23 protein-coding genes are annotated in these 26,835 nt (G+C 70.3%); 8 read left to right on the top strand and 15 right to left on the bottom strand.

All coding sequences use genetic code 11. The features are described from left to right. The 3 genes from ACZ7SW_RS26680 to ACZ7SW_RS26670 all read right to left on the bottom strand — a co-directional run bounded on the left by ACZ7SW_RS26680 (position 1) and on the right by ACZ7SW_RS26670 (position 3,747). A complete protein-coding gene (locus tag ACZ7SW_RS26680) occupies positions 1–2,253 on the bottom strand; it encodes a xanthine dehydrogenase family protein molybdopterin-binding subunit (protein WP_470233077.1) in 2,253 nt (750 codons plus the stop codon). A gap of 217 nt (positions 2,254–2,470) precedes the next feature. Further along, positions 2,471–2,662 carry a hypothetical protein gene (locus ACZ7SW_RS26675; protein WP_470233076.1) on the bottom strand — a complete coding sequence of 64 codons (192 nt, stop codon included), beginning with the start codon at positions 2,660–2,662 and terminating at the stop codon, positions 2,471–2,473. Positions 2,663–2,982: 320 nt separating this feature from the next. Continuing rightward, positions 2,983–3,747, bottom strand: a complete 765-nt coding sequence (locus tag ACZ7SW_RS26670; RefSeq protein WP_470233075.1) for a sulfite exporter TauE/SafE family protein — start codon at positions 3,745–3,747, stop codon at positions 2,983–2,985. A 209-nt stretch (positions 3,748–3,956) separates the two neighbouring features. On the opposite strand from ACZ7SW_RS26670, the gene ACZ7SW_RS26665 reads away from it, so the two are divergent. Beyond that, the gene (locus ACZ7SW_RS26665; protein WP_470233074.1) at positions 3,957–7,046 is read left to right on the top strand and encodes a discoidin domain-containing protein; all 3,090 of its coding nucleotides are present in this window, start codon (positions 3,957–3,959) and stop codon (positions 7,044–7,046) included. Here ACZ7SW_RS26665 and ACZ7SW_RS26660 read toward each other — a convergent pair. From ACZ7SW_RS26660 to ACZ7SW_RS26645, 4 genes are all read right to left on the bottom strand, one after another. Beyond that, a complete protein-coding gene (locus tag ACZ7SW_RS26660; protein ID WP_470233073.1) occupies positions 7,030–7,665 on the bottom strand; it encodes a GTP cyclohydrolase II in 636 nt (211 codons plus the stop codon). The genes ACZ7SW_RS26665 and ACZ7SW_RS26660 overlap by 17 nt on opposite strands. A 351-nt stretch (positions 7,666–8,016) precedes the next feature. Continuing rightward, positions 8,017–8,748, bottom strand: coding sequence for an FHA domain-containing protein (locus tag ACZ7SW_RS26655; RefSeq protein ID WP_470233072.1), 732 nt, complete (start codon positions 8,746–8,748; stop codon positions 8,017–8,019). Between the two features lie 106 nt (positions 8,749–8,854). Beyond that, positions 8,855–9,679, bottom strand: coding sequence for an FHA domain-containing protein (locus tag ACZ7SW_RS26650; protein ID WP_470233071.1), 825 nt, complete (start codon positions 9,677–9,679; stop codon positions 8,855–8,857). Next, positions 9,676–11,445 (bottom strand): serine/threonine-protein kinase, encoded by a 1,770-nt coding sequence (locus tag ACZ7SW_RS26645; RefSeq protein ID WP_470233070.1) that lies wholly within the window; start codon positions 11,443–11,445, stop codon positions 9,676–9,678. Before ACZ7SW_RS26645 ends, ACZ7SW_RS26650 begins: the two co-directional genes overlap by 4 nt. Before the next feature lie 296 nt (positions 11,446–11,741). On the opposite strand from ACZ7SW_RS26645, the gene ACZ7SW_RS26640 reads away from it, so the two are divergent. The 3 genes from ACZ7SW_RS26640 to ACZ7SW_RS26630 all read left to right on the top strand — a co-directional run bounded on the left by ACZ7SW_RS26640 (position 11,742) and on the right by ACZ7SW_RS26630 (position 14,373). Continuing rightward, on the top strand, positions 11,742–12,368 hold the full coding sequence (locus tag ACZ7SW_RS26640) for a right-handed parallel beta-helix repeat-containing protein (RefSeq protein ID WP_470233069.1): 627 nt from the start codon (positions 11,742–11,744) through the stop codon (positions 12,366–12,368). Between the two features lie 33 nt (positions 12,369–12,401). Further along, entirely contained in the window at positions 12,402–12,800 is a 399-nt protein-coding gene (locus tag ACZ7SW_RS26635; RefSeq protein WP_470233068.1) for a DUF3040 domain-containing protein, read from the top strand. A gap of 511 nt (positions 12,801–13,311) precedes the next feature. After that, positions 13,312–14,373, top strand: a complete 1,062-nt coding sequence (locus tag ACZ7SW_RS26630) for a DNA polymerase IV (RefSeq protein ID WP_470233067.1) — start codon at positions 13,312–13,314, stop codon at positions 14,371–14,373. Positions 14,374–14,544: 171 nt separating this feature from the next. Here ACZ7SW_RS26630 and ACZ7SW_RS26625 read toward each other — a convergent pair whose 3' ends face one another. Next, complete coding sequence (locus tag ACZ7SW_RS26625; RefSeq protein ID WP_470233066.1) at positions 14,545–15,303, bottom strand: class I SAM-dependent methyltransferase; 759 nt, start codon at positions 15,301–15,303, stop codon at positions 14,545–14,547. 104 nt (positions 15,304–15,407) lie between these two features. On the opposite strand from ACZ7SW_RS26625, the gene ahcY reads away from it, so the two are divergent. After that, positions 15,408–16,868 (top strand): adenosylhomocysteinase, encoded by a 1,461-nt coding sequence (gene ahcY / locus ACZ7SW_RS26620; RefSeq protein ID WP_470233065.1) that lies wholly within the window; start codon positions 15,408–15,410, stop codon positions 16,866–16,868. Positions 16,869–17,133: 265 nt separating this feature from the next. Here ahcY and ACZ7SW_RS26615 read toward each other — a convergent pair whose 3' ends face one another. The 7 genes from ACZ7SW_RS26615 to ACZ7SW_RS26585 all read right to left on the bottom strand — a co-directional run bounded on the left by ACZ7SW_RS26615 (position 17,134) and on the right by ACZ7SW_RS26585 (position 21,811). Then, a complete protein-coding gene (locus ACZ7SW_RS26615; RefSeq protein WP_354746612.1) occupies positions 17,134–17,340 on the bottom strand; it encodes a hypothetical protein in 207 nt (68 codons plus the stop codon). 276 nt (positions 17,341–17,616) lie between these two features. Further along, positions 17,617–18,489, bottom strand: a complete 873-nt coding sequence (ku, locus tag ACZ7SW_RS26610) for a non-homologous end joining protein Ku (protein WP_470233064.1) — start codon at positions 18,487–18,489, stop codon at positions 17,617–17,619. A gap of 170 nt (positions 18,490–18,659) precedes the next feature. Continuing rightward, entirely contained in the window at positions 18,660–19,025 is a 366-nt protein-coding gene (locus ACZ7SW_RS26605) for a VOC family protein (RefSeq protein ID WP_470233063.1), read from the bottom strand. Positions 19,026–19,029: 4 nt separating this feature from the next. Beyond that, complete coding sequence (locus tag ACZ7SW_RS26600; RefSeq protein WP_470233062.1) at positions 19,030–19,995, bottom strand: amidohydrolase family protein; 966 nt, start codon at positions 19,993–19,995, stop codon at positions 19,030–19,032. Between the two features lie 35 nt (positions 19,996–20,030). After that, entirely contained in the window at positions 20,031–20,702 is a 672-nt protein-coding gene (locus tag ACZ7SW_RS26595; RefSeq protein WP_470233061.1) for a VOC family protein, read from the bottom strand. Between the two features lie 159 nt (positions 20,703–20,861). Next, positions 20,862–21,488: a TetR/AcrR family transcriptional regulator gene (locus ACZ7SW_RS26590; protein ID WP_470233060.1), complete on the bottom strand. Its 627-nt coding sequence runs from the start codon at positions 21,486–21,488 to the stop codon at positions 20,862–20,864. Positions 21,489–21,547: 59 nt separating this feature from the next. Continuing rightward, positions 21,548–21,811, bottom strand: a complete 264-nt coding sequence (locus ACZ7SW_RS26585; RefSeq protein ID WP_470233141.1) for a DUF3885 domain-containing protein — start codon at positions 21,809–21,811, stop codon at positions 21,548–21,550. A gap of 387 nt (positions 21,812–22,198) precedes the next feature. On the opposite strand from ACZ7SW_RS26585, the gene ACZ7SW_RS26580 reads away from it, so the two are divergent. The 3 genes from ACZ7SW_RS26580 (at position 22,199) to ACZ7SW_RS26570 (ending at position 26,600) form a co-directional block, all read left to right on the top strand. Then, complete coding sequence (locus ACZ7SW_RS26580) at positions 22,199–22,825, top strand: TetR/AcrR family transcriptional regulator (RefSeq protein ID WP_470233059.1); 627 nt, start codon at positions 22,199–22,201, stop codon at positions 22,823–22,825. A 41-nt stretch (positions 22,826–22,866) separates the two neighbouring features. Continuing rightward, a complete protein-coding gene (locus tag ACZ7SW_RS26575; protein ID WP_470233058.1) occupies positions 22,867–24,600 on the top strand; it encodes an ABC transporter ATP-binding protein in 1,734 nt (577 codons plus the stop codon). 95 nt (positions 24,601–24,695) lie between these two features. After that, entirely contained in the window at positions 24,696–26,600 is a 1,905-nt protein-coding gene (locus ACZ7SW_RS26570) for an ABC transporter ATP-binding protein (RefSeq protein ID WP_470233140.1), read from the top strand. The last annotated feature ends 235 nt before the right edge of the window (positions 26,601–26,835 follow it).

The raw sequence follows: 26,835 nt of genomic DNA, 5'->3' as shown, positions 1-26,835 counted from the left end.
TCAGTTCGCCTTCCTAGCGTCGTTCAGGGCCGTCCACACCCGCAGCGGGGTGGTCGGCATGTCCAGGTGCGCCACGCCGAGGTGGGCGAGCGCGTCCACCACCGCGTTGTGCACCGCCGGCGTCGACCCGATGGTCGCCGCCTCGCCGATTCCCTTGACCCCCAGCAGGTTCCGGGTCGTCGGCGTCTCCATGTCCACCAGTTCGAAATCGGGCAGCTCGGGCGCGGTGACGAACGAGTAGTCGGCCAGCGTCGCCGTGGTCGGGTTGCCGTCCGCGTCGTAGTTCATCACCTCGAGCAGCGCCTGCGCGATGCCCTGGCCGAGCCCGCCGTGCCGCTGGCCGCGGAAGGTCAGCGGGTTCACGATCGGACCGGCGTCGTCGAGCGCGACCAGCCGGCGCACCTCGACCTTGCCGGTCTCGGTGTCCACCTCGACGACGGCGAGGTGCGCGCCGAACGGGAACGTCGGGGCGCCGTCGCCGAACCAGACGTCGGCGGTGAACCCCTCCGCCTCGGCGGCGACCCGGGCCCAGTCGAGCGTCGTGCTGGACGGCGCGCCGCGGACCTGCCAGACGCCGCGTTCAGCGTCCAATTCGAGGTCGTCCGGCGCCGCTTCGAGCAGTTCCGCCGCGACCTGGCGGGCCTGTGCCACGACCTCCTCGGCCGCCTGCCGGATCGCCGAACCGCCGAGCTGCAGCGACCGCGAGCCGAACGTGCCGACCGCGCGCGGGACCTCGTCGGTGTCGCCGTGCCGCACGGTGATCTTGTCCATCGGCACGCCCAGCTGGTCCGACAGCAGCATCGCCAGCGACGTCCCGAGCCCCTGCCCGTGCGGGGAACTGCCGGTCCACGCGGTGACCGAACCGTCCGGGTGCACGTCGACGCGGCCGCTCTCGCCCCCCGCGTCTCCGCCGGTGATCTCGACGTAGGACGCGATCCCGAGCCCCAGCGCCACCGGATCCCCGGCCTCGCGGCGCTTCCGCTGTTCCTCGCGCAGCTGCGCGTATCCCGCCGCGTCGAGCACCTTGTCGAGCGCCGCGGCGTACTCGCCGGTGTCGTAAGAGCCGCCAGTCGGTGTCTGGTAAGGGAATTCCTCGGGACGGATGAAGTTGACCCGCCGGACGTCGGCCGGGTCCATCCCGATTTCCGCGGCGAACATGTCGATCGCGCGCTCGACGGCCGCGGTCGCCTCGGGACGGCCCGCGCCGCGGTAGGCGGCGATCGGCGTGGTCGTGGTGACCATGCCGCGGCTGCGCGTCTGCACCACCGGGAAGCGGTAGACGCCCGGCGCCATCAGCTCGGTGAGCGTCGGCAGGAACAGGGCTCGCGGGTACGCGCCGGTGTCCTGGAGGACGTCGAGCCGGTATGCCAGCACGGTTCCGTCGCGCTTGCCGCCGACGGTCACGGTGTTGCGCTGGGCGCGGCCGTGAGTCATCGAGGTGAGGTTCTCGCTGCGCGATTCGGCCCAGCGCACCGCACGGCCGGCGCGTTTCGCCGCCCAGGCGAGCAGGATCGCTTCCGGGTCCGCGCCGATCTTCGCGCCGAACCCGCCGCCGACGTCCGGCGCGATCACCCGCACCCGGTCCTCGCCGATGCCCAGCCCGCCGGCCACCACGCTGCGGCCGATCTGCGCGTTCTGGGTGGAAAGCCACAGCGTGACCCGGCCGTCCTCGCCCCACGCGACGGACGCGCCCCGTGGCTCGACCGGAGCCGGGGCCACGCGCTGGTTCAGGATCTCCCCGGTGACGACGACCTCGCAGCCCTCGAACACCGAATCGTCGAACTCCTCCGGGCCGTTCGAGTGGACCACGTTGCTGCCGTGGTCCGGGAACACCAGGGTCTCGCCGGCGAGCGCGGTGTCGAAGTCCGCGACCGCGTCCAGCGGGTCGTAGTCCACATCGACCAGTTCGGCCGCGTCGGCGAGCTGGTACCGCTCCTCGGTGAGCACCAGCGCGACCGGCTCGCCGACGTACCGCACGACGTCCGCCGCCAGGAACGGCTCGGCGACCGGCCCGGCCTTGCCCGGTTCGAGATCGAGATCCGCCGCGGTGTAAACGCCGACGACGCCCGGCGCGGTGCGGGCCTCCTCCACGTCGATGCCCGCGATCCGCGCGTGCGCGATCGGGCTGCGCACGAAAACCGCGTGCACGGCGCCGGCGAGCGCTTCCTCCTTGAGGTCGTCGACGTACGTTCCGCCCGCGGTGATCAGCTTCTCGTCTTCGACGCGCACCACCCGGGTGCCGACAATGCTCATCTGTCCTCCTGCTCGGGTACCCCGCCGACTATGCCCGCATCCGGCGCCGCGCGTCAGCCCGAATAGGTTTGCCACGCCGAAATTGCCGTGCGGGAGAGCCTGCGGCGGCGTGGCGGAAGATAGCGCAGGGGTTGGGGCGGGCTGGCGACCGACTCCGCTCTAGCGGTGGCGGGCCTCGGCGGGTGCCTTGTGGTCAGTCGGGGGAGGGTCTTCGCCGTCACCGCGCGGCCGCGGCCGGGATTTGCTCCTCGAACCAAGTCCGGAGCGACTGCGGGGTGTCTGCGATGTTCTGGCCAGCGAGGTGCTCCAGATACTCCTTGCGCAGCGGGAGCTGGCCCCGCAGCTCGCTGTCCTCAGGATGCAGGAATTGCTCGCCTGCCCAGCGAGCCTCTGCGAACGTAACGAGCACCAGACAGCTTGCCGACCAGACACCCTCCGCTGTAACCCGGCATGTTCTTGCACCAGTCGGGCAGGCCCCGTACCCAAATGAGCACCTCGACGGCTCCGCCGTGAAGCAGAAAACCCGCCTCTTCGCGAGTCGACCCCTCCTCGAAACGCGCGCCATCGAACGCGGCGAGATCTTGCAGGCACCGGTCATGCGAGCGCTGGAGCAGTCGGAGCGCCCTGTTGGCAGTGGTGTAGTCAAAGTCAGCTGGCTGAGTCATTTAGGCGTCCCTCTGTCTTGCCCCGGAGGCGCATGCGGTCAGCCGCGCGTTACCCCGCCCCGCCTTAGCCCGAGTACGCCTGCCAACCCAGCACCACCGCCAGGGAAAGCCCTCCCAGCCCGATCGCGATCCGCAACGGCGTCGCGGGCAGGTACCGCACCAGCACCGAGCCCAGCCACGAACCCGCCACCGAGCCGAGGCACACCGCGATCGCCGCGGGCCAGCAGACCTTGCCGGTGAAGGCGAACACCAGCGCGGCGATCAGGTTCGCGGTGCCGGTGGCGATGTTCTTCGCCGCGTTCGTGCGGGCCAGCGACTGGCTCCAGACCGTCGTCAGCAGCGCGAGCATCAGCACCCCGGCTGCGGCCCCGAAGTACCCGCCGTACACCCCGACGAGGAACGCGGCGATCCCGGTGAACGGGCCGATCCCGTGGTGTTCCCGGTGTTCGGCCAGCCGCCGCAGCCGCGGGCCGGCCATCAGCACGATCGACGCGCCGCCGATCAGCCACGGCACGACGACGGTGAACGCGTCCGCGGAGCTGACCAGCAGCACGAGCCCGCCACACGCCCCGCCCGCCGTGGTGATCAGGCACAACGGCAGCAGCTGGCGGCCTTGCCCCTTCAGCTCCGGACGCGCGCCGACGGCCGCCCCGGCGGTCGTTCCCAGCATCGCGACGGTGTTGGTGACATTCGCGATCACCGGCGGCAGCCCGGCGGCGAGCAGCGCGGGGTACGACACCAGCGACGCGAGGCCCGCGGTCGCGCCGGTCAGCCCGGCCCCGACCCCGGCCAGCACGAGCAGCAGGAATCCGCCGGGGCCAGTGATCACGTTGTCATCTCAACACGCCGGTCCCGGCGTCTTCCGGCGGGGGACGCCGGCCGGATCGGCGCTCCCCCGACGGAACGTATAGGGCGTTATACGATTTCGTCCGTCGTTGTCCGAAACCGGACGGGATCGGCCGGGAGGGTTGCCCGGTCGCTCGGCCGCCGCACAGAATCCGCGCCGACAAGGTTGTCAACAATGCTGGAGGACGCGGGATGGACGGGTTCACCCGGCGGCAGGCGCTCGGTCTCGCAGGCGCCGGCGCCGCACTCCTCCTCGCCTCGGGAACAGCACGCGCGGCCTCCCGGCCCGCTCCGGATCCCGTCGCCGCGACGTACCTGCGAGTCCTCCTCCGGCACACCCGCTGGGCCGAGCAGCAGTTCGACCCGGCTGCCGGCAGCTACCCCGCCCGCGACTTCACCTTCGCGGTCGTCCTCGGCAACGCTCTCCTGCTGACCCGCGACGGTTACGACGCCGCCATCGCCGGGGTCGACCGCGACACCCTCCGCGCGCACACCCTCGCCACCATCAAGCACTTCGCCGCCTCGAACCGGCTCTCCGGCGGCACCGAATGGGGCCGGAAACTGTTCTTCGACACCACTTTCCAGTCCTACTTCCAGCTCGCCGCCCGTCTCTTGTGGACAGAGCTGGACCCCGCGACGCAACGGAACGTCGAGCGCATCGCCACCGAACAGGCCGCCTACACGACCGGCCTCGGCACCGGCGACGACCCCGCCTCCGGCGACTGGACGCCCAACGGCCTGCGCGGCGGCTACGTCGGCGACACGAAACTCGAAGAGATGGGCGTCTACGCGCAGTCGCTCGCCCCCGCGCTCGCCTGGGCCCCGAACGATCCGCGCGCTCCGGAATGGCGCGCGGCCTTCGGTTCCTGGAGCCGCAACGAAGGCGGCCTGCCCGCGGCTGATCTGGCGAATCCCCGGCTCGTCGACGGAAAACCGGTCAGCGCCAACACCGCGGCCAATCTGCACGACACGTTCCTCGTCGAGAACCACGGCTCGTTCGGACCGCACTACCAGGAAGAACTCTGGCGCACGTCCGGCCGCAACGCGATGCATTTCCTCGCCGCCGGCGTCCCGCTGCCCGAGGTGCTCACCGCGCAGCCGAACGGCGAACTGCTGTGGCGCACCATGCTCCTGATGACCAGCGACGCCGGCGAACCGCTGATGCCGATGGTCGCCGACCGCGAACACCTCTACGGCCGGGACGCCATCCCGCTCGCCTTCCGCGCCCAAGTGCTCGGCGACCGCTGCGCCGCTTACGCCGAGGCCCAGCTGGCCGCGCGGCTGGAGCCGTACCAGGCCTACCCGCCGGTCGACCGGATCACGAAGTTCTCCGGCGAACCCAAGTACGAACCGGAAGCCCGCGCCGAACTCGCCATCAGCTACCTGCTGCACGAATGGCGCGCCGAACACGGAGGCCCGATCAATGCGGTGCGCAAGGAAGAATTCGACGCCCGCGCCGCGCGTTCCGCCGATTTCGGCCCCGGGCCGGGCCTGCTGGCGCACCGCTCCCCCGCCGCGTGGGCGGCGACCGTCAGCAAACCCGGTTTCGTGAAATTCGCCTGGCAGCCGAACCACGACGACTGGCTGTTCGTCCTCGGCGGAGCCAACCCGATGCTGCTGCCCGCCACGAACCTCGCCGTGCGCGAACGCCACGCCACGACGTACCGGAAGGTCCGCGACGGATTCGACGGCACCGTGGGCGTCCTGCGGTTCGGCGCCGGATACGCCGCGCTCGCCACTCTCCCCACTGGCACCGCCGTCTACGCCAGCACCGGCGTCGCGTCGGACGAAGGCGTCCTCAACGTCTACAACCTGGCCATGCCAGGCGTTCCCGGCCTCGACGGCGACCGCACCTACACCGCCGCCGAGGGTTCGGTGACTCTCCCGGCGCAGTCTTCGTCGGCCGGTGGCCGCACAGATGCCCTGACCTTCGCTCCGGTGACCGCTCGGCACGTACGGATGCTTGGCGTTCAGCCGGATCCGCAGTACGGCTACTCGCTCTGGTCGTTCGAAGTCCATGACGGCGACGGCCCGGACCTCGCGCAGGCGGGAACCGCGTCCGCGTCGTCGGCCGCGCCGGGCAAGGAGGCGAAGTACGCCACCGACGGCAATTCCGCGACCCGCTGGGCAGTGTCCACATCGGACCGTCCGAGGGCGGACAGCTGGCTGGCCGTCGACCTCGGGGCACCGCAGCGGTTTACCAGTGCGCGCCTGAGCTGGGAGGCGGCCGCCGGACGGAAGTACCGCGTCGAAACCTCGCCCGACGGCGTCGCCTGGACCCCGGTCGCGACCTATCCGGCGCCCGCGCTGCACAGCACCGGCGGCTGGCTGGACATCGACGGCCGGGCCGGGATCGTGGTCACCGGCCCGAATCCGATCACCGTCACGAACGACCACGTCACGGTTTCCGCCGGTCCGCCCGCGCCGCTGCTGGCCGAGCTGTATCCCGGGCGCGCGGACCTGCCGAAGCTCGCTCAGCGGGCCCGCGCCGCCGCGCCCGGAATCCACGCGAGCGTCACGGACGATTTCCTGGTGCTGGCAAACCTTTCCGGCACGACCGCGTCCGGAACCGCCGCCCTGCCGCAGGATCGCACCGCGCTGCTGGTCTACCGCGGCACGCAGAAAGTCACCACGTCCGGCAGTTTGTTCAGTTTCGAACTGGCCCCTGCCGAAGGCCGGATCGAGCCGCCCCGATTCACTGTGCGCGGCAGGCTCGGCGGTGCCGTACCGCCCGGCCTGACCGCCGTGGTGCACGACGCCAGCCGCGTCGACCTGACCGCACCGCCCGGACTTCTCCCGACAGTCGTCACCGTCACCCCGGCCGACGGCCGTCCGCGCACAGTCGCGCTGCCGCCGCGCCACATCGTGCCGGTCGTCTTCACCGAAACCCGGCCATACCCGCTGAACGACCGCGCCCTCGGAGCCGTGACCTTCCCCGCCGAACCGCTGCCACCCGGAATGACCAGCCCGGACGCCGCCGTCGACGACAACCCGGCGACAGCATGGCAACCCGGCCCGGGCGGTCGGTTGGTCATAGACCTCGGCGCACCGCTGCAGATCGCGACCGCCGAACTCGCCTGGACGACCGGACGCGTCCCCGTCACCGTGGTCGAGACCAGCACCGACGGCGTCACCTACACCGAGATTGCCCGCCCCGACCGAAAACGCACCGTCTCCGTCCCGGTCCCCGAACCGGTCCGGTACCTGGCCGTCCGCACCCTGGACTGGCGGCCGGGCGACGCCGGCCTCACCCGGGTCTCCGCCCTCACACCGCCGAACTAGCCGGCCAGTCCTCGAACGGCAACGCGAGCGTGTGCCCGGTCTGCTCGGCTTTCGCGCGCAGATACCGGACGTTGTTCTCGTTCGCGAAAACCCCGGTGCGGACCTGCTCGCGCACCGCGACGCCGTGCCGCGCCAGCTGCGCCGCCTTGTCCGGGTTGTTCGAAAGCAGGTCCAGCTGCGCGACGCCGAGCACGGCGAGCATTTGCGCGGCGGCGGTGTAGTCGCGTGCGTCTTCGGGCAGGCCGAGCGCGGAATTCGCCGCGTAGGTGTCCAAGCCGGAATCCTGCAGCGCGTACGCGTCGAGCTTGTTGTACAGCCCGATTCCGCGGCCTTCCTGCCGCAGATAGAGCAGGTACCCGCCGGCTTCGGAAATCCGCGCGACAGCCTCCGCCAGCTGCGGGCCGCAATCGCAGCGCGCGGAGGAGAAGACGTCGCCGGTGAGGCATTCCGAATGCAGCCGCACCAACGGCACCGGACCGGGTTCCCCCAGCACGAACGCGAGATGCTCGAGCCCGTCGGACAGCCCCGTGAACGTGACCGCCTCCGAACCGACCGCGGGACCGTCGCCGAACCGCAGCGGGATCCGCACGCGGGTGCGCACCTGTGGAACACTCGTCATCGGGCAGCTCCTTTCCCCCTGGACGATTCCGACCCTACCCAGAACCACCGACAGAAACGCGTTCCCGGAGTGCGGCCGACATCACGCGGGCTCGCGGGCATGGCCGGGCGGCCGGAATTGTTCGCCCCGGAAACCGCTCCCGCGCAGCTCGCCGACCTGCGCTTCCGGCTGTGCGCGACCACGCTGGCGAGACGCCCCGGGCACTCGGCGTCGACGTCGGCTGTCGGCGCAAACCAATCGGAAGAATTCGACTGGGCGAAGCAGGAGACCCGCGCTCGCGCTACCGCGTCCAGCTCGGCGAGCGGCGGATCCACTTCGAACCGCGTGACTTCTTCCGTCCGTTCGCACCGCCTAACTCCCCCATGTGGACGGCATCCACTCCGACTCTCCCAGCGGCGGCAAAGCAGGCGACAGCAACGCCAGATCCGGCGGCACCAGCACCGCCGAGGACACCAGCGCCGCCACGAGATCGTCATCCGCGGCCCCCGGCCGGAACCGGAACCGCACCGCGTCCAGCACCGCCGTCACGACCTCCGCGGTCCAGCCGCCGCCGGGATCCAGCACCGACAGCCTCCGAGCCGCCAGCGAAACCGGCACCGGGCGCGGCTGTTCCTCCCGCCGCAGGAATCCCCGCGCCACCATCGCGAGCACGAGCCGTTCGTCCGGTCGCAGCCGCCCGGCCGGGAGCGGCGCCGGCGTCCCGTCGGCGATCCGCACCTCCAGCACGTGCTCGCGGTCCCCCGAACCCCGCGCGTACACCGGGAGATAGCCGGACGGCAGCGGAACCGGCGCGGCCCCGGCGAACAACAACCGCGACCTCGGCAGCCGCAGCGGCACCTTGCCGGTGGCCCGCACCCACCACCGGCCCGCACGTCGCTCCAGCACGCCGTGACAGCGGCTGACCCGCCGGTCGTCCTCGCCGAGCGGCACCGTCACCTCGGCCGTGTTCCTCCCGAACGTGACCGGCCCGCGCGCCGCCGGCGGCACCAGGACTCCCCCCGCGCGTCCCAGCACCGCCAGCGTGCCCGGCGGCGACGCGAACCCGAGCGCGAGGCTCGGGTGTCCCGCGGGCAGCGTCCGCATCGCCTCCCCTGCCACGGGCACCCCCCGCGGAGCCGCTGCCGGCCCCGGCCGGGCGACCGCGACGGCCCGCCGGGGGCGCGGGGCCGGATCCGCCGCGCCCCGCGAGTCAAGCAGGAGGAGCCGGGACCCCTCCCGGATCGTCGCCGGGTTCGAGCAGCGCCAGATCCGGCGGGACCAGCGACGTCGACAGCAGGAGTTCCTTGATCAGGTTGTCGTTCAACGCGTTCCCGACCGGTTCGCCGACCTCCTCCCTGGTCAGCCCGGCCACTCCGGCACGCGCCAGGCGGGCACGAACCGCGCCGACGAGGTGCTCGACGCGCTTGCCGCTCCAGCGCGCTTCCGGCTTCAGCTCGGACAGCTGCTCCGCCACCTGCCGCCACGCGAGCGGCTGCGGATACTGGTCCTGCAGCAGATACCGCTGCGCGAGCGAAACCAGGACGAGCCGTTCGTCCGGGGTGAGCCGCCACATCCGCGGCGGTTCGGTCACGTCCTGCGGCCGCGAATCCGGGCGGCGGCCGTCCGCGCCCGCGACGTAGACCTCCAGCAGATGCTCGCGCCCGGCCGACCCGCGCACGAACGCCGCGGTGTAGCCCTCGGCCAGCGGCACCGGCTCCTCCCCCGGGAACAGCAGCCGCGAGCCGGGCAGCCGGATCGGCAGCTTCCCGGTGTTGTGGATCCACCAGGAATCCCCGCGACGCACCAGGAATCCCTGTTTCCGGCTGACCTTCCGGTCGTCCTCGCCGACGCACACGTGCACGTCGTCGCGGTTGCGCCCGAAAAGCACCTGCCTGCCGTCGCGCGGCGGCATCCGCACGCCGCCGGTGACGGCGAGCGCGAAAATCGTGCCCGGCGGGGAAGGCGGGACGCCGTGGGCGAGGCTGCCGTGCTCCGGGCCCAGTTCTTCCGGCGTGCCACCGGGAAACGCGGTCATGTCTTCGGCAGCTTTCCGGCCAGCTCGCCGGCCAGCGCGGACACCGGAGCGCACAGCTGCTCCGAGGGCGGTTTTCCGTGCACGACCAGCTTCATCCGTTCCACTCGGCTGTCCCCGTGCGCGTCGCGGTAAGGGCGGCAGACGAGGATCGCCTGGCAGGTCCCCGCGCCGAAGTCGTCGGTCTTGAGGTACGCGTCGTGGCCGCCGACCTGCACGAGCTGACCGGTGGTGCCGTCCGGCGGCTGGTCCCGGTCGAACACGACGGTGACCGAGCGGTCGGACGCCGGGCTCTTCCAGTCGCACCGCCAGCCGCCGAAGCCGGCCTCGATCCGGACCGGCGAGCCGATCCTGGCCTTCGAGGCGACAGCGATCGGATCGAACAGCGAGCACGCGTCCACGCTCGCCAGCGAACCGGCCGGGAAAGCCGTCGCGCGCGCCGGAACCCCGGCCGTCGCCATGGCTTTCGTCGCGGACGCGACCGCCGTGTCGGCGACCCGGCATCCTTCCGCGTCGTAGCCCGGATCCAGTTTGGCCGCCACCCGGACCAGATATCCGTCCTGCAGCTGGATGGTCCGATCGCACTCGTCCGACGACGAAGACGCGAAAACCGGGAATGGTCCGGACTTCGACTGCGCGCCCTCCAGCGCGGCGCCGGGCGGGAGGTCCAGCTCCACCTTGACGCCCGCCCGCAGCCCGCCCTGGTGCAAGATCACGTCGCAGCGGTTGAAGTTCCCGTAGTCCGGAATTGTTTCCGGGGTGCCGAACGGCTTCAGCGGTGCGGCATCGACCAGCCGGCACGGGTCCGCGGCCCGCGGATCGGGGCCGATCCCGAGCTTTGCCGGTGCCGCCGGAGAGGTCTGCACCGGACGCAGCACGAAATACGCGGTGGCCACGACCGCGACCGCCGCGACGGCGATCCCGGCGATCAGCAGCCCGCGCCGCTTGCGCCGCCGCGGCACCTCGACCGGCAGCGCGTCGATCCCCTCGGCCAGCAGCTCCCCCGCCGACACCGCGGTCGGCCGCTCGGCGGGGTCGAGCCGCATCAGCAGTTCCAGCGTCGGCGCGAGCCCGTCCTCGTGCCGGGCGGGCGGGACCGTCCCCTCGGCGACCCGGCGGATCGTGGCGTACTCGTTGCCGCCGGAGAACGGCGGCGTGCCCTCGACAGCGGCGAAAAGCGTTGCCCCCAAGGAAAAGACATCCGACGCGGCGGTGGGCGGATGCCCCTGCGCGACCTCCGGGGCGAGGTAGTTCGGCGTGCCGCCGATGAGCGGCGAATCGGTCACCGTCTCGTCCGTGCGGACCGAGCGGGAGATGCCGAAATCAGTGAGCTTCGCACGGCCGTCCGAGGCGATCAGCACGTTGCCCGGCTTGACGTCGCGGTGCACGATGCCGTGCGCGTGGACCGCGCCGAGCGCCGCCGAGACCTGCACCCCGATCTCGGCGACCGTGCGCGCGGGCAGTCTCCCCTCCGCGGCGAGGATTTCCGCGAGGCTGCGCGAGGGGACGTACTCCATCACGAGCCACAGTTCGTCGCCGTCGGCGGCGACGTCGAAGAAGGCGACCACGTTCGGGTGCAGCACCCCGGCCGCCAGCCGGGCCTCGCGGCGCAGCGTCCGCCCGCTCGCCACGTCGGACAGCCGGGCCTGTTTGAGCGCCACCTCGCGGCCGAGCCGGTCGTCGCGGGCCCGCCAGACGACGCCCATGCCGCCGCTGCCCACCCGTTCCAGCAGCCGGTACCGGTCCGCGATCAGCTGGTCCGCGTCCACCGACGCTCCCCTCGGCGTGGTCCGAGCCCTGTGAGGTAACTCGCAGTGACGATACTGCATCGCCTCCGCCGGCAGAAAGCGGTCCGGGACCCCTCCCGCCGTCCGGCCCTGCCTTCGCCGACGTCCCCGTCCGCGCGAAAAAAGGATCCCGATGCGCGCCCCCACCCTTGTTCTGCTCGCCGTCGTCTTGGCCGCCGCGTTCGTTCCGGCCGCGCACGCCGCCGGTTCCCGCCTGCACATCACCGCGGGCGGCACCCTCGGACCACCCCCGCGTCTACTCCGGCGACGGGAAATCCGTGTCCGGCATCGACGTCGCGGCCGATTGGGTCGTCCTCGACGGTTTCGTCCTCGACGAACCGTCCGCGCCCGGCGTGGAAATCCGCGGCAATCACGTAACGCTGAAGAACACCAGAATCACGGCCCCGCACGGCGGGGACGGCGACGGCATCCGGTTCTTCGGCGACTACATCGCCATCGAGCACAACACGATCAGCAAGACGGAGAACCGCGACGGCGCGCACGCCGACTGCATGCAAACCTTTTCCAGCGACAGCCCGCCGAGCGAGCACATCCGGATCGAAGGAAACCGCTGCGAGAAAATCGACAACATGTGCCTGATGGCGGAGGGCCCTAACGACGGTGAAGGCGACGGAAAAGGACACACCGCGGATTTCCTCGTCAAGGACAACTTTTGCGAGACGCTGGTCGCCTCGCAAACGCTGATGTTCGAGGACGTCCAGCAGGCCACCATCACCGGCAACACCTTCGCCGCCGGTCCGGACCACGCGATCGGCTTGGCGATCCACTCGACCGGCGCCCGCGTCGAAGGCAACCGCGTGGACCCGTCGATCCCGTGCGAGGTCGGCATCGACGATTCCTCGCGCGAGGGCTACACCGGCCCGGAGCCCGCTTGCGCTCCGTGACCTTTGTGGACAGTCCGGCCAGCGGCACACACCGTGACCAGCACCGCCGAATCGCGCGCCGGGTTCGGGCAGTCGGGTGAATCGAAGGCGGCGCGGTTCGCCGCGGGGCGGGACGGGTACTTCCTCCAGGACGGCGCGCGGGCCGTCCTGGAGGAGACCTCCATGCTCAGTCACCACGAACGCGTCGAGCTGGACAAGATCGAGCGCTGGTTCGAAACCAGCGACCCGGAACTGGCCGCCGCCCTGAGCCGAGGCAAACCGGCCCGCTCCGGCGCGCTGGTCACCGCGTTCGCGATCCTGCTGGACGTCGCCGCGTGCGGCCTCCTGGCCGCCGGTCTCGCCGGGGCCAGCCCGGTGCTGACGGTATGCTCCCTCTTCGCCGCCGCGGGCGGGGCGGCTGCGCATCTCGCCCGCCGCCGCGACCGCAAGTGACTGGGTGACTGACACCCCGCTGGCTTCGCGGACGGACGGTGGCGGATCGAAACGCCGCTCTGCCCGGTAGGCCGCTTCGCCAGCGCACGTCCAGCGACGCCGCTCCCGCAAGCGCCGCGCACCACGCCGCGAGCTGGATCGCGCTCAACCCGGCCCGGTCCAGCCCCGGCCGCAATGCCGCCTCGCCAACGCACATCCGCCGACCACCGCCGTCCCGCCACAAAGCCGCCCCCGCAAGCGCCGCGAGCTGGAGCACGCTCAACCCGACCGCTTCCGGAAGGCCGCCCCGCCAATGCACATCCGCCCCCGCCGTCCCGCCCCAAAGCCACCCTCGCAAGCGCCGCGAGCTGGAGCGCGCCCATCCAGCCGCTTCCGCCCACCCGGAACGCCGCCCACACACAAGCACCGGACCCAACCACTCCGCCCCATGCCCCGGCCGCTCCAGCCCCACCCCACCCCCGCCTCACCGGCCACCCAGCCACCACCCGTCCCTCCACCCCGCCATTCCCGGATGCGCCGCCCGCCCCGGACCCCGCACACTGGTGCCGTGTCCGAGTGGGTGCTGCACGTCGATCTCGACCAGTTCATCGCCGCCGTCGAGGTCGCGCGGCGGCCGGAGCTGCGGGGGCGGCCGGTGATCGTCGGAGGGAACGGCGATCCGGCCGAACGCGCCGTCGTGGCCACCGCGTCCTACGAGGCGCGCGAGTTCGGCGTCGATTCCGGCATGCCGCTGCGGCTGGCCGTCAAACGCTGCCCGGACGCGGTCCTCCTCCCCGTCGACGCCCCGGCCTACCAGGAAGTCTCCGACCGCGTCATGGCCCGGCTGCGGGAATTCCCGGTGGTGGTCGAGGTGCTCGGCTGGGACGAAGCCTTCCTCGGCGCGACCGCCGGCGATCCCGAAACGCTCGCCGCGGAAATCCGGCGCGGCGTCGAGGAGGAAACCGGGCTCTCGTCGTCGGTCGGGATCGGCGACAACAAGCTCCGCGCCAAACTCGCCACCGGTTTCGCGAAACCGGCCGGAATTTACCGGCTCACCCAGGAAAACTGGTGGGACGTGATGGCTGAAAAACCCACCGACGCGTTGTGGGGAATCGGCCGGAAGACCGCGAAGAAGCTCGCCGAAGCCGGTTACTCCACCATTCTCGAACTCGCCGCCGCCGACCCGGACGCGCTCGCCGCGAGGTTCGCGCCGAAACTCGGCCCGTGGTACCGCCTGCTCGCCGGCGGCATCGGCGACACCGAGGTCAGCGCGACCCCGTACGTCGCGCGTTCCCGAAGCAGGGAAACAACATTCCAGCAAGATCTCACCGACCCCGAGGTCATCGCGCAGGAGACCGCGACCTTGGCGGCACGCGTCGCGCAGGACGTAGCCGACGAGGGACGTCCTGCCGCGCGCGTCGCGGTCAAGGTGAGATTCGCGCCGTTCCTCACTCACACGCACAGCGTGACGCTGCCCGCACCGACCTCCGATCCGGCAGCGCTCGCGGCGGCGGCGCAAGAACTGTTGGGCCGCTTCAGTTTCGGCAAACCGGTGCGGCTGCTCGGCGTCCGGGCGGAGTTCGAGCGCGCTTGACAGCCCCGGACCGGCCTTGCCACAGTGGGACCCACGCGCCCGCCGGGGCGCGGCTCGGGGCCGAGAGGCGCTGCGACGGGGTTTCCCCGCCACGCTCGGCCCGCGGGATTTCGAGTGAAGGGCGCCTCCTGGTTCAGGAGGCGTCGCGTGCCACTCGCGAGTCCGGCCCGGTCAGCACCGTCGTGCGAGGTGGGCCGTGTGGTCGGAGACCAGATCGACGGTGTCCGGCAGAACCTGCCGGATCCGCTGGAAAGCCTGTTCCCGCACCGAAATCGGCAGCACCAGATACGCCGAGACGGTGGAAAGCAAGCCGATGAGCTCGTCCGCGCTCATCGTCACGCGCTGCTGGACGACGACCTGCCGGACGTCGGCGAACAACTCGGACTTCTCGAGTTCCGTACCCGGCCACTGCAGCTCGTTCTCCGGCGGCGTGCCGTCCGGCGACGGGACCTGCGCGCTCTCCAGAAAGGGAGCCTGAGCCTCGTCGATCGCTTTCCGCACCACGGGATCCGCCGGCCCGACGGGTCCGCCGAACGACGCGAACACCCCGCCCGGAGCGAGCAGGGCGGCGATGCGCGACCACCGCCCGGCCGGCTTTGTCCAGTGCAGCGCGGCGGCCGCGTACACCAGTCCGTACTGCCGCTCCGGACGCAGGTCTTCCAGCGTGCCCTGGCGGGTTTCGACCTCGGCGGGCACGTGTTCGCGCAGTTCGGCGAGCATCGCCGGATCCGGGTCGGTCGCGGTGACCGCGATGCCCCGCGCCGCGAACAGCCGGGTCATTTTCCCGGTGCCGGCCCCGATTTCGAGCGCGTCGGCCACCGGTTCGCCCGCGTAGTCCAGCACCTTCCCGACTAGCTCGGCGGGATAGGCCGGGCGGAACCGCTCGTACGCCGCGGCCACCGAGCCAAAACTCAACGCGCGCTCTGTCATGCCCGGCATTGTGGCCTGATCCGCACCGCGCGCGCCTCCCTTTTCGGGCGCCGGCCCGGCGCCCGTGCTCCGTTCTGCCCGAAAACCCTGAAAGGACCGGAAAAATGTCGCCCATCCCGCGTACCGTCGACGGCCTGGAGTTCGCGGTCGCCGACTTGTCGCTCGCCGCGGCCGGACGCATCCAGCTCGACCTCGCCGAGCACGAAATGCCCGGCCTGATGGCGATCCGCCGCGAGTTCGCGCAGTCCCAGCCGCTCAAGGGCGCGCGCATCGCCGGCTCGCTGCACATGACCGTGCAGACCGGGGTGCTGATCGAAACGCTCGTCGCGCTCGGCGCCGAGGTGCGCTGGGTGTCCTGCAACATCTTCTCCACCCAGGACGAGGCGGCCGCGGCCGTCGTCGTCGGCCCGGACGGGACTCCGGAACACCCCGAGGGCACCGCCGTCTTCGCGTGGAAGGGCGAAACCCTCGACGAGTACTGGTGGTGCACCGACCAGCTGTTCCGCTTCCCCGGCGGCGAACTCCCGAACATGATCCTCGACGACGGCGGCGACGCCACCCTGCTCGTCCACAAGGGAGCCGAGTTCGAGAAAGCCGGCGCGGTGCCCGCCGCGCACGAGGACGACCCGGAGGACTACCGGATCCTGCTGCGCACCCTCGCCGCCAGCCTGGCCGAGGACCCGCGGCGGTTCACCCGGATCGCCGGCGCGATGCGCGGGGTCACCGAGGAGACCACGGCCGGCGTGAACCGGCTCTACCAGCTCGCCGCCAACGGCGAACTGCTGTTCCCGGCGATGAACGTCAACGACTCGGTCACCAAGTCGAAGTTCGACAACAAGTACGGCATCCGCCATTCGCTCCCGGACGGCCTCAACCGCGGCACCGACGTGATGATCGGCGGAAAGTACGCCGTCGTCTGCGGGTACGGCGACGTCGGCAAGGGCGCGGTCGAGGCGCTGCGCGGACAGGGCGCGCGCGTCGTGGTCACCGAGATCGACCCGATCTGCGCGCTGCAGGCCGCGATGGACGGGCTCGAGGTGGTGGAACTCGACGACGTCGTGGAGCGCGCCGACCTCTTCCTCACCACCACCGGCAACTTCGGGATCATCTCCGCCGCGCAGATGGGGCGGATGAAGCACCAGGCGATCGTCGCGAACGTCGGCCACTTCGACAACGAGATCGACATGGCCGGGCTGGCGAAGATCCCGGGCATCGTCAAGACCGAGGTCAAACCGCAGGTGCACACGTGGCGGTTCCCGGACGGGCACGCGATCATCGTGCTGTCCGAGGGCAGGCTGATGAACCTCGGCAACGCGACCGGGCACCCGTCGTTCGTGATGTCCGCTTCGTTCGCGAACCAGGTCCTCGCGCAGATCGAGCTGTTCGCCAAGCCGGGCGACTACGCGAACGACGTGTACCGGCTGCCGAAGCACCTGGACGAAAAGGTCGCGCGGCTGCACCTGGACGCGCTCGGCGTCCGGCTGACGAAGCTCAGCAAGGAGCAGGCGGAGTACATCGGCGTGGACGTGGACGGTCCGTACAAACTGGACCACTACCGCTACTGACGCCGAACGCGGCGGGTTCCGCGGATTCCGCCGGGCGGAGCGGAGGCCGCGCCGGATGCCACCGTTTCCGCCCGGCGGCGGCGATCGTGCGCGGCTTCCGCGCGATCCGGCGTGGAAAGGGGTCCTCCGGCTCCGAGGGGGAGGGAGAGCCGAAGGACCCCCGGTAGTGTTAGCACACTGCCAAGCAGCTTGTACACGGCCCGGTACCCGATCGGGTACAGATGCGCCGGGCGCGCAGCGTGACGCCCTCCGGGACCGCCGGAGGTCAGGAAGCCTGCCGCAGCAGGGGTTTTCCCGCTCCGGTGCAGGCACAGTCGGCGTCGAGGGTGTGACAGTCGATGATCAGGCCGTGCCGTACCCGGTCGAGGTCCAGGCAGGACGGGTCCGTGCACTCGGCGAACCCGCGGTCCGGGTGGACCACCAGGGTTCCGTGACAGTGGTCGATGCCGCTCGTGCAGAACGCGCACTCCATGCTCAGCCGCCTTCCGCTCAGGTTTTCGAATCCCCGGCGCCAGGTGCTCCGGGGCCGGACTCCTCTTTGGTACCACTGGAAAACTCGCCGTCGCAGGATACCCGGCGGCGTGTCGGCCCACTCGGTCCGGTGAAGTCGGCCGCACTTGCTCACCGGGCGTGACGATCGGCATTTTCCGGACGGCGGCGGAGAAAATTCACTGTTCCGCGACACGGAACATCCTGGCCCGGAACTCGTCCGCGAGGCATCGGCGCGAAACCCCCGGTTTCGCGCCGGTCAGGCGCTTTTCGGCCGCCGGGCCCGCGCGGCCGGCTTCTTCGCCGCCGCTTTGCCGCCGGCGGCGGCCTTTTTCGTCTCCTTGGCCGGCCCGCGGGCCTTCTTCGCCGCCGACACGCTCGCCTCCAGCGCCGCCATCAGGTCGACGACCTCGGCCTTCTCCCCCTGTTTCGGCGCGCCGACCGTCTCGCCGCCGCCCGCCTTCGCCTCGATCATCGCTTCGAGCGCTTCGCGGTAGGAGTCGGAGTACTTCTCCGGTTCGAACACCGGCTCGGACAGCGAGTCGATCAGCGAACCCGCCATCGTCACCTCCTGCGCGCGGACCTGCGGCGGATCCTCGCGCAGGAACGGGAAATCCGGGACCCGGACCTCGTCGGCCCACAGCATCGTGGTCATCACGAGCACGTCGTCCACGACGCGCAGCAGCGCCAGGCTTTCCCGCTGGCGCACCGCGACCTTCGCGATCGCCACGTGGCTGGCCTTCTGCAGCGCGTCGCGCAGCACGATGTACGGCTTCACCGCGTTCTTCTGCGGCTCCAGGTAGTAGGTGCGGTCGAACCGGATCGGGTCGATCGACTCCAGCGGCACGAATTCGAGGACGTCGATCGAACGCTGGGTGGGCAGCGGCAGTTCGGCGAGGTCGGCGTCGGTGATCACGACCATCTCGCCGTCGGGCAGCTCGTACCCCTTGGCGATGTCGGAGTAGGGCACCTCTTCGCCGTCGATCGAGCAGAACCGCTTGTACTGGATCCGCCCGCCGTCGGCGACGTGCACCTGGCGCAGCGACACGTTCTTGTTCTCGGTCGCCGCGTACAGCTGGATCGGGATGCTGACCAGCCCGAAGGACACCGAGCCCTTCCACATCGACCGCATGCCGCGCACCTCCGCCGAGTTCGCCGGTACGTATTCACGCTCGGTGACCACCGTAGCCGCGATCGTCCGAATCCGACAGTCCGCGCACGTAGGGGGCTTGCGCGCGGCCACGGCGAGTGCTCAGGCGCTTCCCGGCGGTTGCCAGCACGACGGCGGCGCCGCGGCTTGGCTCAGGCCGGGGTCCCCGGGAAGTGCGGGTTCTCGATCACCCCGACCAGGTTCCCGTCCGGCGCGCGCACGAGAGCGGTCCGGATCCCGCCGCCGAAATCGGTCACCGCCGCGTGCTCGGCCGCCCCCTCCCCGACCAGCTTCGCCACCGCGGCTTCCACATCGGACACTCCCCAGTACGTCACCGGCCCGTCGCCGTTCTCCGCGCGGCCGTTGGGGTCCAGCGCCAGCTCGTAGCCGTGCACGCGGTACCCGACGTAGAACGGCTCGTCGAAGTAGGGCGGCACCCCGAGGACCCGGGTCCACCACTCTTTCGCCGCCGCCAGGTCGTCGGCCGGATACACGATCGTGCGCAGTCCATCGAACATGTGTTCATCCTGGCACAAAGCCGAAAAGAGCCGGCGCGTTGCGGTGGAGGATCTTGTCGATCTCCTCGTCGGGCAAGCGGGATTCCTTGATGTACTCGAACGTCCGCCGGTACGACTCGACCGACAGCAGGACGGGGAAGTCGCTGCCGGGCACGAGACGGTCGGCGCCGAAGGCTTCGCGGGCGCACCGGAGGGCGGCTTGCGAGCCCCAGCCGACGGTGTCGTAGTAGAGACTGCGGGCCATCGCACTGGGCGGGCTGAGCAGATCCGGCGTGCTGGCCTGCCCGTCGAGCCTCGCCAGCTGCATCGGGATCAGGCCGCCCAGATGCGGGATGACGATCTTGATGTTCGGGTAGCTCACCGGGATGTTCCGCTTGATCAGATGGAGAACGAGCGCGGTGTCCTCCAGGGACGCCCCGGCCGCCGCCGTGAAGCCGTAGTCGTTGATGAACGGCGAACAGATGCCGTTTTGAGCCGGATGGAAGAAGAGGGTCGTTCCGCGCTCGTTCATTTCCTCGTACAGCGGCTCGAATTCCTCTCCGGCCGTGGAGCGGTTGAACACCGAACAGTTCATCGTCACTCCGACCATGCCCAGTTCGTCCAGTCCGCGCCGCATTTCCTCGAGTGCCGCGTCGATGTGCGGCAAGGGCAGGGAAACGAAGGACGAGAACCGGCCGGGACGCGAAACGGTCAGCTCGCAGCAGCTGTCGTTGAGCACCCGCGCCGCCTCGACCGCCACCCGGGATTCCGCCGCGTAAGGCGCGATACCGGCGGCGGAGAGGATCTGCCGCACCACTCCGGCCTCGTCCATCATGGCGATGCGCTGCTCGATCATCCCCGGTTCGTCGGTCATCACCGCGAACGTTTTGCGCTCCCCCAGCACCGAACTCGCCGTGGTCGAAGCTTCGGACTTCTTGGCCAGCTTTCCCAGCACGGTCCGATACGAAGCGGGAAAGCAATGGGCGTGCACGTCGCACGATCATCGATTTCGATCCTCCTGGATCTTTACAAGTCGGCTGGGTCTCCGCGCAGCGTGACCTCGCGCCCGGAATCGGTGCGCACCGTGACCGCGTGCACGCCCGGCCGTCCGGACACGACCGTCAGCGGCAGCCGGTCGAAAGTCTCGGCACCGATGTGGTCCCGCAGTTCGTCGGCGTCCGCGCCGATCTCCAGCCGGGTCACCGCCGCCCCGCGCTCGCCGTGCTCCGCCGCCCCTCGATCCGGATTGGTGGCCGGGTCCTCGCGGTAGAACCAGTTCGGCAGCCCCCGCCGCCAGCACGTGTCGAGGGCGCGGCCGGGGCCGGGAGCGGTGGTGATGACGCGCTGGGTGCCGTCGGGCTGGACGCGCCCGGGAAGTCGCGCCACCTCGCCGCCGAGCCGCTGCGCGACCTCGGCCAACTCCTCGAGCGTGTCGGCGCGCAGGCTCCAGAACATCCACCGGTCGCCGTCCGCGACGACGCGGTCGAACCAGGCGACCCCCTCGTCCCGCTCGCCCGCCGGGGCCGTCACCGCCTCGACTTCCAGGTAGACGTCCCCGCCGAGCGGGAAGATCGTGTTCGCGATGCCGGCGGCGAAGGCTCCCCCGTCGTAGTGGGCGAGCCCGGTCTCCTCCCGCACCCGGCGGACGCCCTCGCCGAGATCGCGGACGCCGAGGCAGAGGTGATCTAGATGGAACATTCCGCTCCTTTTCGGTTCCCCCGCGGGGAGACGGCGAAAGTTGCCAAACGAATGTTCGGATACTTACCGAACAGATGTTAGGCATCTCGGACTGCCTTGTCCACCCTCTTGATCAAGGCCGCCGATCTACCGGGAGCGAACGGGAGAAACCGTGGCGTTTCAGGCGAAAACGAGCGAAAAGAACTCGTCGACGAACGCCAGCACGGCATCCGCGTCCGCGTGCTCGGCGGAGTTCGGGAAGAGGGCGACGCGTCCGTGCGCCCCGACGAACGCGATCACGGCGGCTCGTTCCGCGGGCACCCGGAGCGCGATCCCCGCCGCGGCGCACCGCGCGAACCCGTCGACGAGCAGGCCGATCACGTCCGCCAGCGGCCCGACCCGCCGGGCACCGGGCGCGGTCCGGGGCGGCCCGTTGGCCGTCATCAGCCGGTAGTGCCCGGGGTTGTCCACTGCGAACCGGCAGGACGCGTGCAGCATCGCCCGCACCCGGCCGACCACGTCAGCGGAGTCCACGCGCGCTTCGGCCGTCTCCATCGCGACGCGCAGGCGAACGAACTCGTGCTCGGCGAGGCCCGCCACGAGCGCGGCGCGATCGGTGAAGTGCTGGTAGATGCTGGCCGGCGCGATCCCGGCGGCGCGGGCGACGCCGCGGATGGTCAGCCCGTCCTCCCCGCCGAGTTCGGACAGCAACCGGCTGGCCGCCTCGAGGATCTCCCCGCGCAGCAACTCGCCTTCTCCCCAGCGGTTGCGCGTGCGCGGTGCGCCGGCCTGGGCCTCTCCCGACATCTCCCCATTGTTACGCCCGCGCATGCGCGGAGCTCGGGCAGCCACGCGGAATGCGGTGCTCAGAAGCCGAGAGGATGAGCGGAGAGCCAGCCGGCGTGCCGGCTTTTCAGGCGGTCGCGTTCACCGGTCGTGGGCAGCAGGACATCGGCGCCTCCGTCGTACGGGTGGTGCACGCGGTCGAAGGACAGGCTGGCGATCATCGCGTTGGCGGCGACGTCATCGGCGACGGCGCGGAGCAGGACGTCCACGAGACCGGTCCGCCAGCGTCGGCGGCTGACGCACAGATGGGCGTAGGCGATGAAGTCCGGGTCGGTTTCACCCAGCCCGTGGTGCCAATCCAGACTTCCTGACCACCGAACAATTCGCCCAAGACCGTGTTGCAGCGGCCGAGCACGATGTCGTACTCAGTGGAAACGCACCCATCGGTCGCGGTAAGCGTGCTTCAGCCTGTCGGCCAACGGCGGGCACCCGGGCCATTGCCGCAGCCACAGCGCTGACAAATCGACGTCCGAACCCGGTCGTGCGCCGACGTGACGGCCCAGTGACAGCGGACTACGACGATCGCTCCGTGGCAAATCCCGTCCCCGCACCACCCGATCATTCCCCATCATCCGGCCCCCCGCCCCGGCCGGGCCCCCTGCGAGAACGAAACTTTTCGCGGTCCGCATAATTTTTCGCATCGCGCAACTTTCGCTGCTACTCTCGTCCCGGTGACCTCCACCGCACCTCTGGGCCTGCGCGAGCGCAAGAAGCGAGCCGCGCGAAGGGCGCTCGCCGAAGCAGCGCTGCGGATCGCGCTCGAACGGGGCCTCGACCAGCTTCGGGTGGAGGACATCGCGAACGAGGTGGGCGTGTCCCCGCGCACCTTCAACAACTACTTTTCCAGCAAGGAGGAAGCCGTCTGCGCGTTCATCGTCGAACGGCAGGAGCGCGTGCGCGAAGCGCTTCTGGCGAGGCCCGCGGACGAACCGCTGTGGGACGCGGTCGTCAACGCCTCGATCACGCGGTTCACCGAGGACGACCGCCCGAACCGCGACGACGTGCGGCGGGTGCGCGCGATGATGGAGAACGGCGGCCTGTTCGGCGAGATGCTGCGCTCGTACGCCACCGTCGAGCGCGTGCTGGCCGACGCCATCGCCGAACGGGCGGGCGAGCACGCAAATCCGTTGCACGCCCGGCTGATGGCGAGCATTGTGCAGAACGCTTCGCGCATCGCCTTCGACACCTGGCTCAATTCGGACTCCGACGACGAAGAGTTCGTATCGGCCTTCACCGGCCTCCTGCGGGAGGCAGCCGCCGGGATGCCGGCCCTGGCCGCGTCCGGCGCGGCCCGCTAGACCCGAACCGACGCCATTCACTTTTGGGGGAGTACCCGACCGTGCTGGTCAAACTGTTGCGCAGCTACCTGCGCCCGTACCGGGCCGTGCTGTGGCTCGTGGTCGCGCTGCAACTGGCGCAGACGATCGCCGCGCTGTACCTGCCCACGCTCAACGCCGACATCATCGACGGCGGCCTCGTCAAGGGCGACACCGGCTACATCATGAGGATCGGCGGCGTGATGCTGCTGATCACGCTGGTGCAGATCGCCGGGTCGATCGGGGCCGTCTACTACGGTTCCCGCGTTTCCGCCGCCGTCGGCCGCGACATCCGCGCCGGAGTCTTCCACCGCGTGCAGGATTTCTCCGCCCGCGAGATCGGCAAGTTCGGCACGCCGTCGCTGATCACCCGCACCACCAACGACGTCCAGCAGATCCAGCTGCTCGCCGCGCTCACCTTCACGCTGATGGTGTCCGCGCCGATCATGTGCGTCGGCGGCATCCTGCTCGCGCTGCAGCAGGACGTGCCGCTGTCGTCGCTGCTCGTGGTGATCGTGCCGGTGCTGGGCGTCGCCGTCGGCCTGATCATCATGCGGATGCGCTCGGCCTTCCGCCTCATGCAGGTGCGCATCGACAAGATCAACCAGGTGCTGCGCGAGCAGATCATGGGCATCCGGGTGATCCGCGCGTTCGTGCGCGACAAGCACGAGCGCGAACGCTTCGGCCGCGCCAACGACGAGCTGTTCACCGTATCGCTGCGGGTCGGCAGGCTCATGTCGCTGATGTTCCCCACCGTGATGCTGGTGGTGAACGTGTCGAGCGTCGCCGTGCTGTGGTTCGGCGGGCAGCGGGTCGACAGCGGCGCCATGCAGATCGGCGCGCTCACCGCGTTCCTGGCCTATCTGCTGCAGATCCTGATGGCGGTCATGATGGCCACCTTCATGTTCATGATGGTGCCGCGCGCGGAGGTCAGCGCCGAACGGATCACCGAGGTGCTGGACACCGAGTCGAGCGTGCGCCCGCCCGACCGGCCGCTCCCGGCCGGGACCGAGCGCGGGCATCTCGATCTGTCCACTGTGGAATTCCGGTACCCCGGTGCGGAAAAGCCGGTGCTGCAGGACGTTTCGCTGCTCGCGCGGCCCGGCGAGACCACCGCGATCATCGGCAGCACGGGCAGCGGGAAGACGACGCTGCTCAACCTGATCCCGCGGCTGATGGACGCCACCGGGGGTTCCGTGCGGGTCGACGGCGTGGACGTGCGCCAGCTCGACCCGGCAGTGCTCTCGTCGGTGGTCGGCATGGTGCCGCAGAAGCCGTACCTGTTCGCCGGGACGGTCGCCAGCAACCTTCGCTACGGCAATCCGGACGCGACGGACGAAGAGCTGTGGCACGCGCTGGAAGTCGCGCAGGGCAAGGACTTCGTGGAACGGATGGAACAGGGCCTCGACTCCCCCATCTCCCAGGGCGGCACGAACGTCTCGGGCGGGCAGCGGCAGCGGATCGCGATCGCGCGGATGCTGGTGCACCGGCCGGAGATCTACCTGTTCGACGACTCGTTCAGCGCGCTCGACTACGCGACCGACGCCGCGCTGCGCCGCGCGCTCACCGAAGAAACCCGCGACGCGACCGTCGTCATCGTCGCGCAGCGGGTCAGCACGATCCGCGGCGCGGACCGGATCATCGTGCTCGACGACGGCCGCGTCGTCGGCACCGGAACCCACCACGAGCTGATGGACACCAACGAAACCTACCGGGAAATCGTGCTTTCGCAGCTGACCGAACAGGAGGCGGCGTGAGCGAGGAAACGAAGACCGCGCCCGACACCGACGAACCGGCCGCCGTCGCGCGCGACAAGACGCGGCCGCAGGCACCGGCGGTGGGGCCCGGCCGGATGATGGCCGCCGGCATGCCCGCGGAAAAAGCGCTCGACTTCAAGGGCTCGCTGGGCCGCCTCCTGAAACTGCTCCGCCCGCAACGAGCGGCGCTCGCCGGGGTGCTGGTGCTCGGCGCGATCGGCGTCGCGCTGACCGTGGTCGGGCCGAAGGTGCTCGCACGCGCGACGGACCTGATCTTCGCCGGCATCACCAGCAGGCACCTGCCGCCGGGCGCGACCAAGGAGCAGGTGATCGACGGCCTGCGAGCGCACGGGGAGAACACCCTGGCCGACATGTTCACCAGAGTCGACCTGATGCCCGGCCACGGCGTCGACTTCACCGCGGTCGGCCAGGTACTGATGATCGTGCTGGCGCTGTACGTTTTCGCGTCGTTCCTGGGCGTCCTCCAGGCGCGGCTCACCACGAATCTCGTGCAGGGCGCGGTGTTCCGGCTGCGCCAGGACATCGAGGAGAAGTTCGCGCGGCTGCCGCTGCGCTACTTCGACCGCCAGCCGCGCGGCGAGGTGCTGAGCCGGGTCACCAACGACATCGACAACCTGGCGCAGTCGCTGCAGCAGACGCTGTCGCAGATCGTCACGTCGCTGTTCACCGTCCTGGGCGTGCTGGTGATGATGTTCGTCATCTCGCCGCTGCTGGGAGTGATCGTGCTGCTGACCGTGCCGGTGTCGGTGTTCGTCGCGGCGAAGGTCGGCAAACGCGCGCAGCCGCAGTTCATCCGGCAGTGGGGCACGACCGGGAAGCTCAACGCGCACATCGAAGAGATGTACACCGGCCACTCGCTGGTGCACGTCTTCGGCCGCCGCGACGAGGCCGAGGAGGTCTTCCGGCAGCAGAACGAGGCGCTGTACCAGGCAAGCTTCAAGGCGGCCTTCATCTCCGGCACGATCCAGCCGGTCATGATGTTCATCGGCAACCTGAGCTACGTCCTGGTCGCGGTCGTCGGCGCGCTGCGGGTCGCCTCGGGAACCCTGTCCCTGGGCGACGTGCAGGCGTTCATCCAGTACTCGCGCCAGTTCAGCCAGCCGGTCACGCAGATCGCGAGCATGGCGAACCTGCTGCAGTCCGGCGTGGCCTCGGCCGAGCGGGTGTTCGCGCTGCTGGACGCCAAGGAGCAGGAACCGGAGCCGGAGCACCCGCAGCGTCCGGAGGTCGTGCACGGGCAGGTCGAATTCGAGCACGTGTCGTTCAGGTACCTGGAAGACACGCCGCTCATCGAAGACCTGTCGCTGTCGGTCGAACCGGGTCACACCGTCGCGATCGTCGGCCCGACCGGCGCGGGCAAGACCACCTTGGTCAACCTCCTGATGCGGTTCTACGAGATCGACGGCGGCCGCATCACCCTGGACGGCGTCGACATCAAGGCCATGGACCGCGAAGAACTGCGCGCGAAGACCGGCATGGTCCTGCAAGACGCCTGGCTGTTCGGCGGCACGATCGCGGAAAACATCGCGTACGGCGCGGACAACGTCACCCGTGAACAGGTCATCGAAGCCGCGAAGGCGACCTACGTGGACCGCTTCGTCCGCACCCTCCCAGACGGCTACGACACAGTCCTGGACGACGAGGGCGGCACCGTAAGCACCGGCGAGAAACAGCTGATCACCGTCGCCCGAGCCTTCCTGGCCAAGCCCGCGATCCTGATCCTGGACGAGGCCACCAGCTCGGTAGACACGCGCACCGAGGTGCTGATCCAGCACGCCATGAACTCCCTGCGCACCGGCCGCACGAGCTTCGTGATCGCCCACCGCCTCTCCACCATCCGGGACGCGGACGTAATCCTGGTGATGGAAAACGGCAACATCGTGGAACAGGGAAACCACGAAACGCTCATCAACGCGGGCGGCGCCTACTCCCGCCTCTACGCAGCCCAATTCGCAGAAGCAATGGCAGAAACAGAATAACCCCCCACTCCAACGTCCGTGAGGGGAACCCTGGGGGAATCTGATTCCCCCAGGGTTCCCCTCACGGACTTAATCTCTCCAGCCCCACCCACGAAACCGCACCCCGCGCACCCACCCCACCAAGCAAGCACCCACACCACCCCCGCACCCCGATACGAAGCCAAAAACACGGCGCGGGGGGGGTTTTTCCGGTATCTTTCCCCCCCTGGCCAGAAACCCCCCACCCCGGTCCCAA

This window comes from Amycolatopsis sp. NPDC114484 (assembly GCF_055633755.1).
The sequence above is the reverse complement of the archived record's forward strand: the minus strand, read 5'-3'. Positions and strand labels throughout refer to the sequence as shown.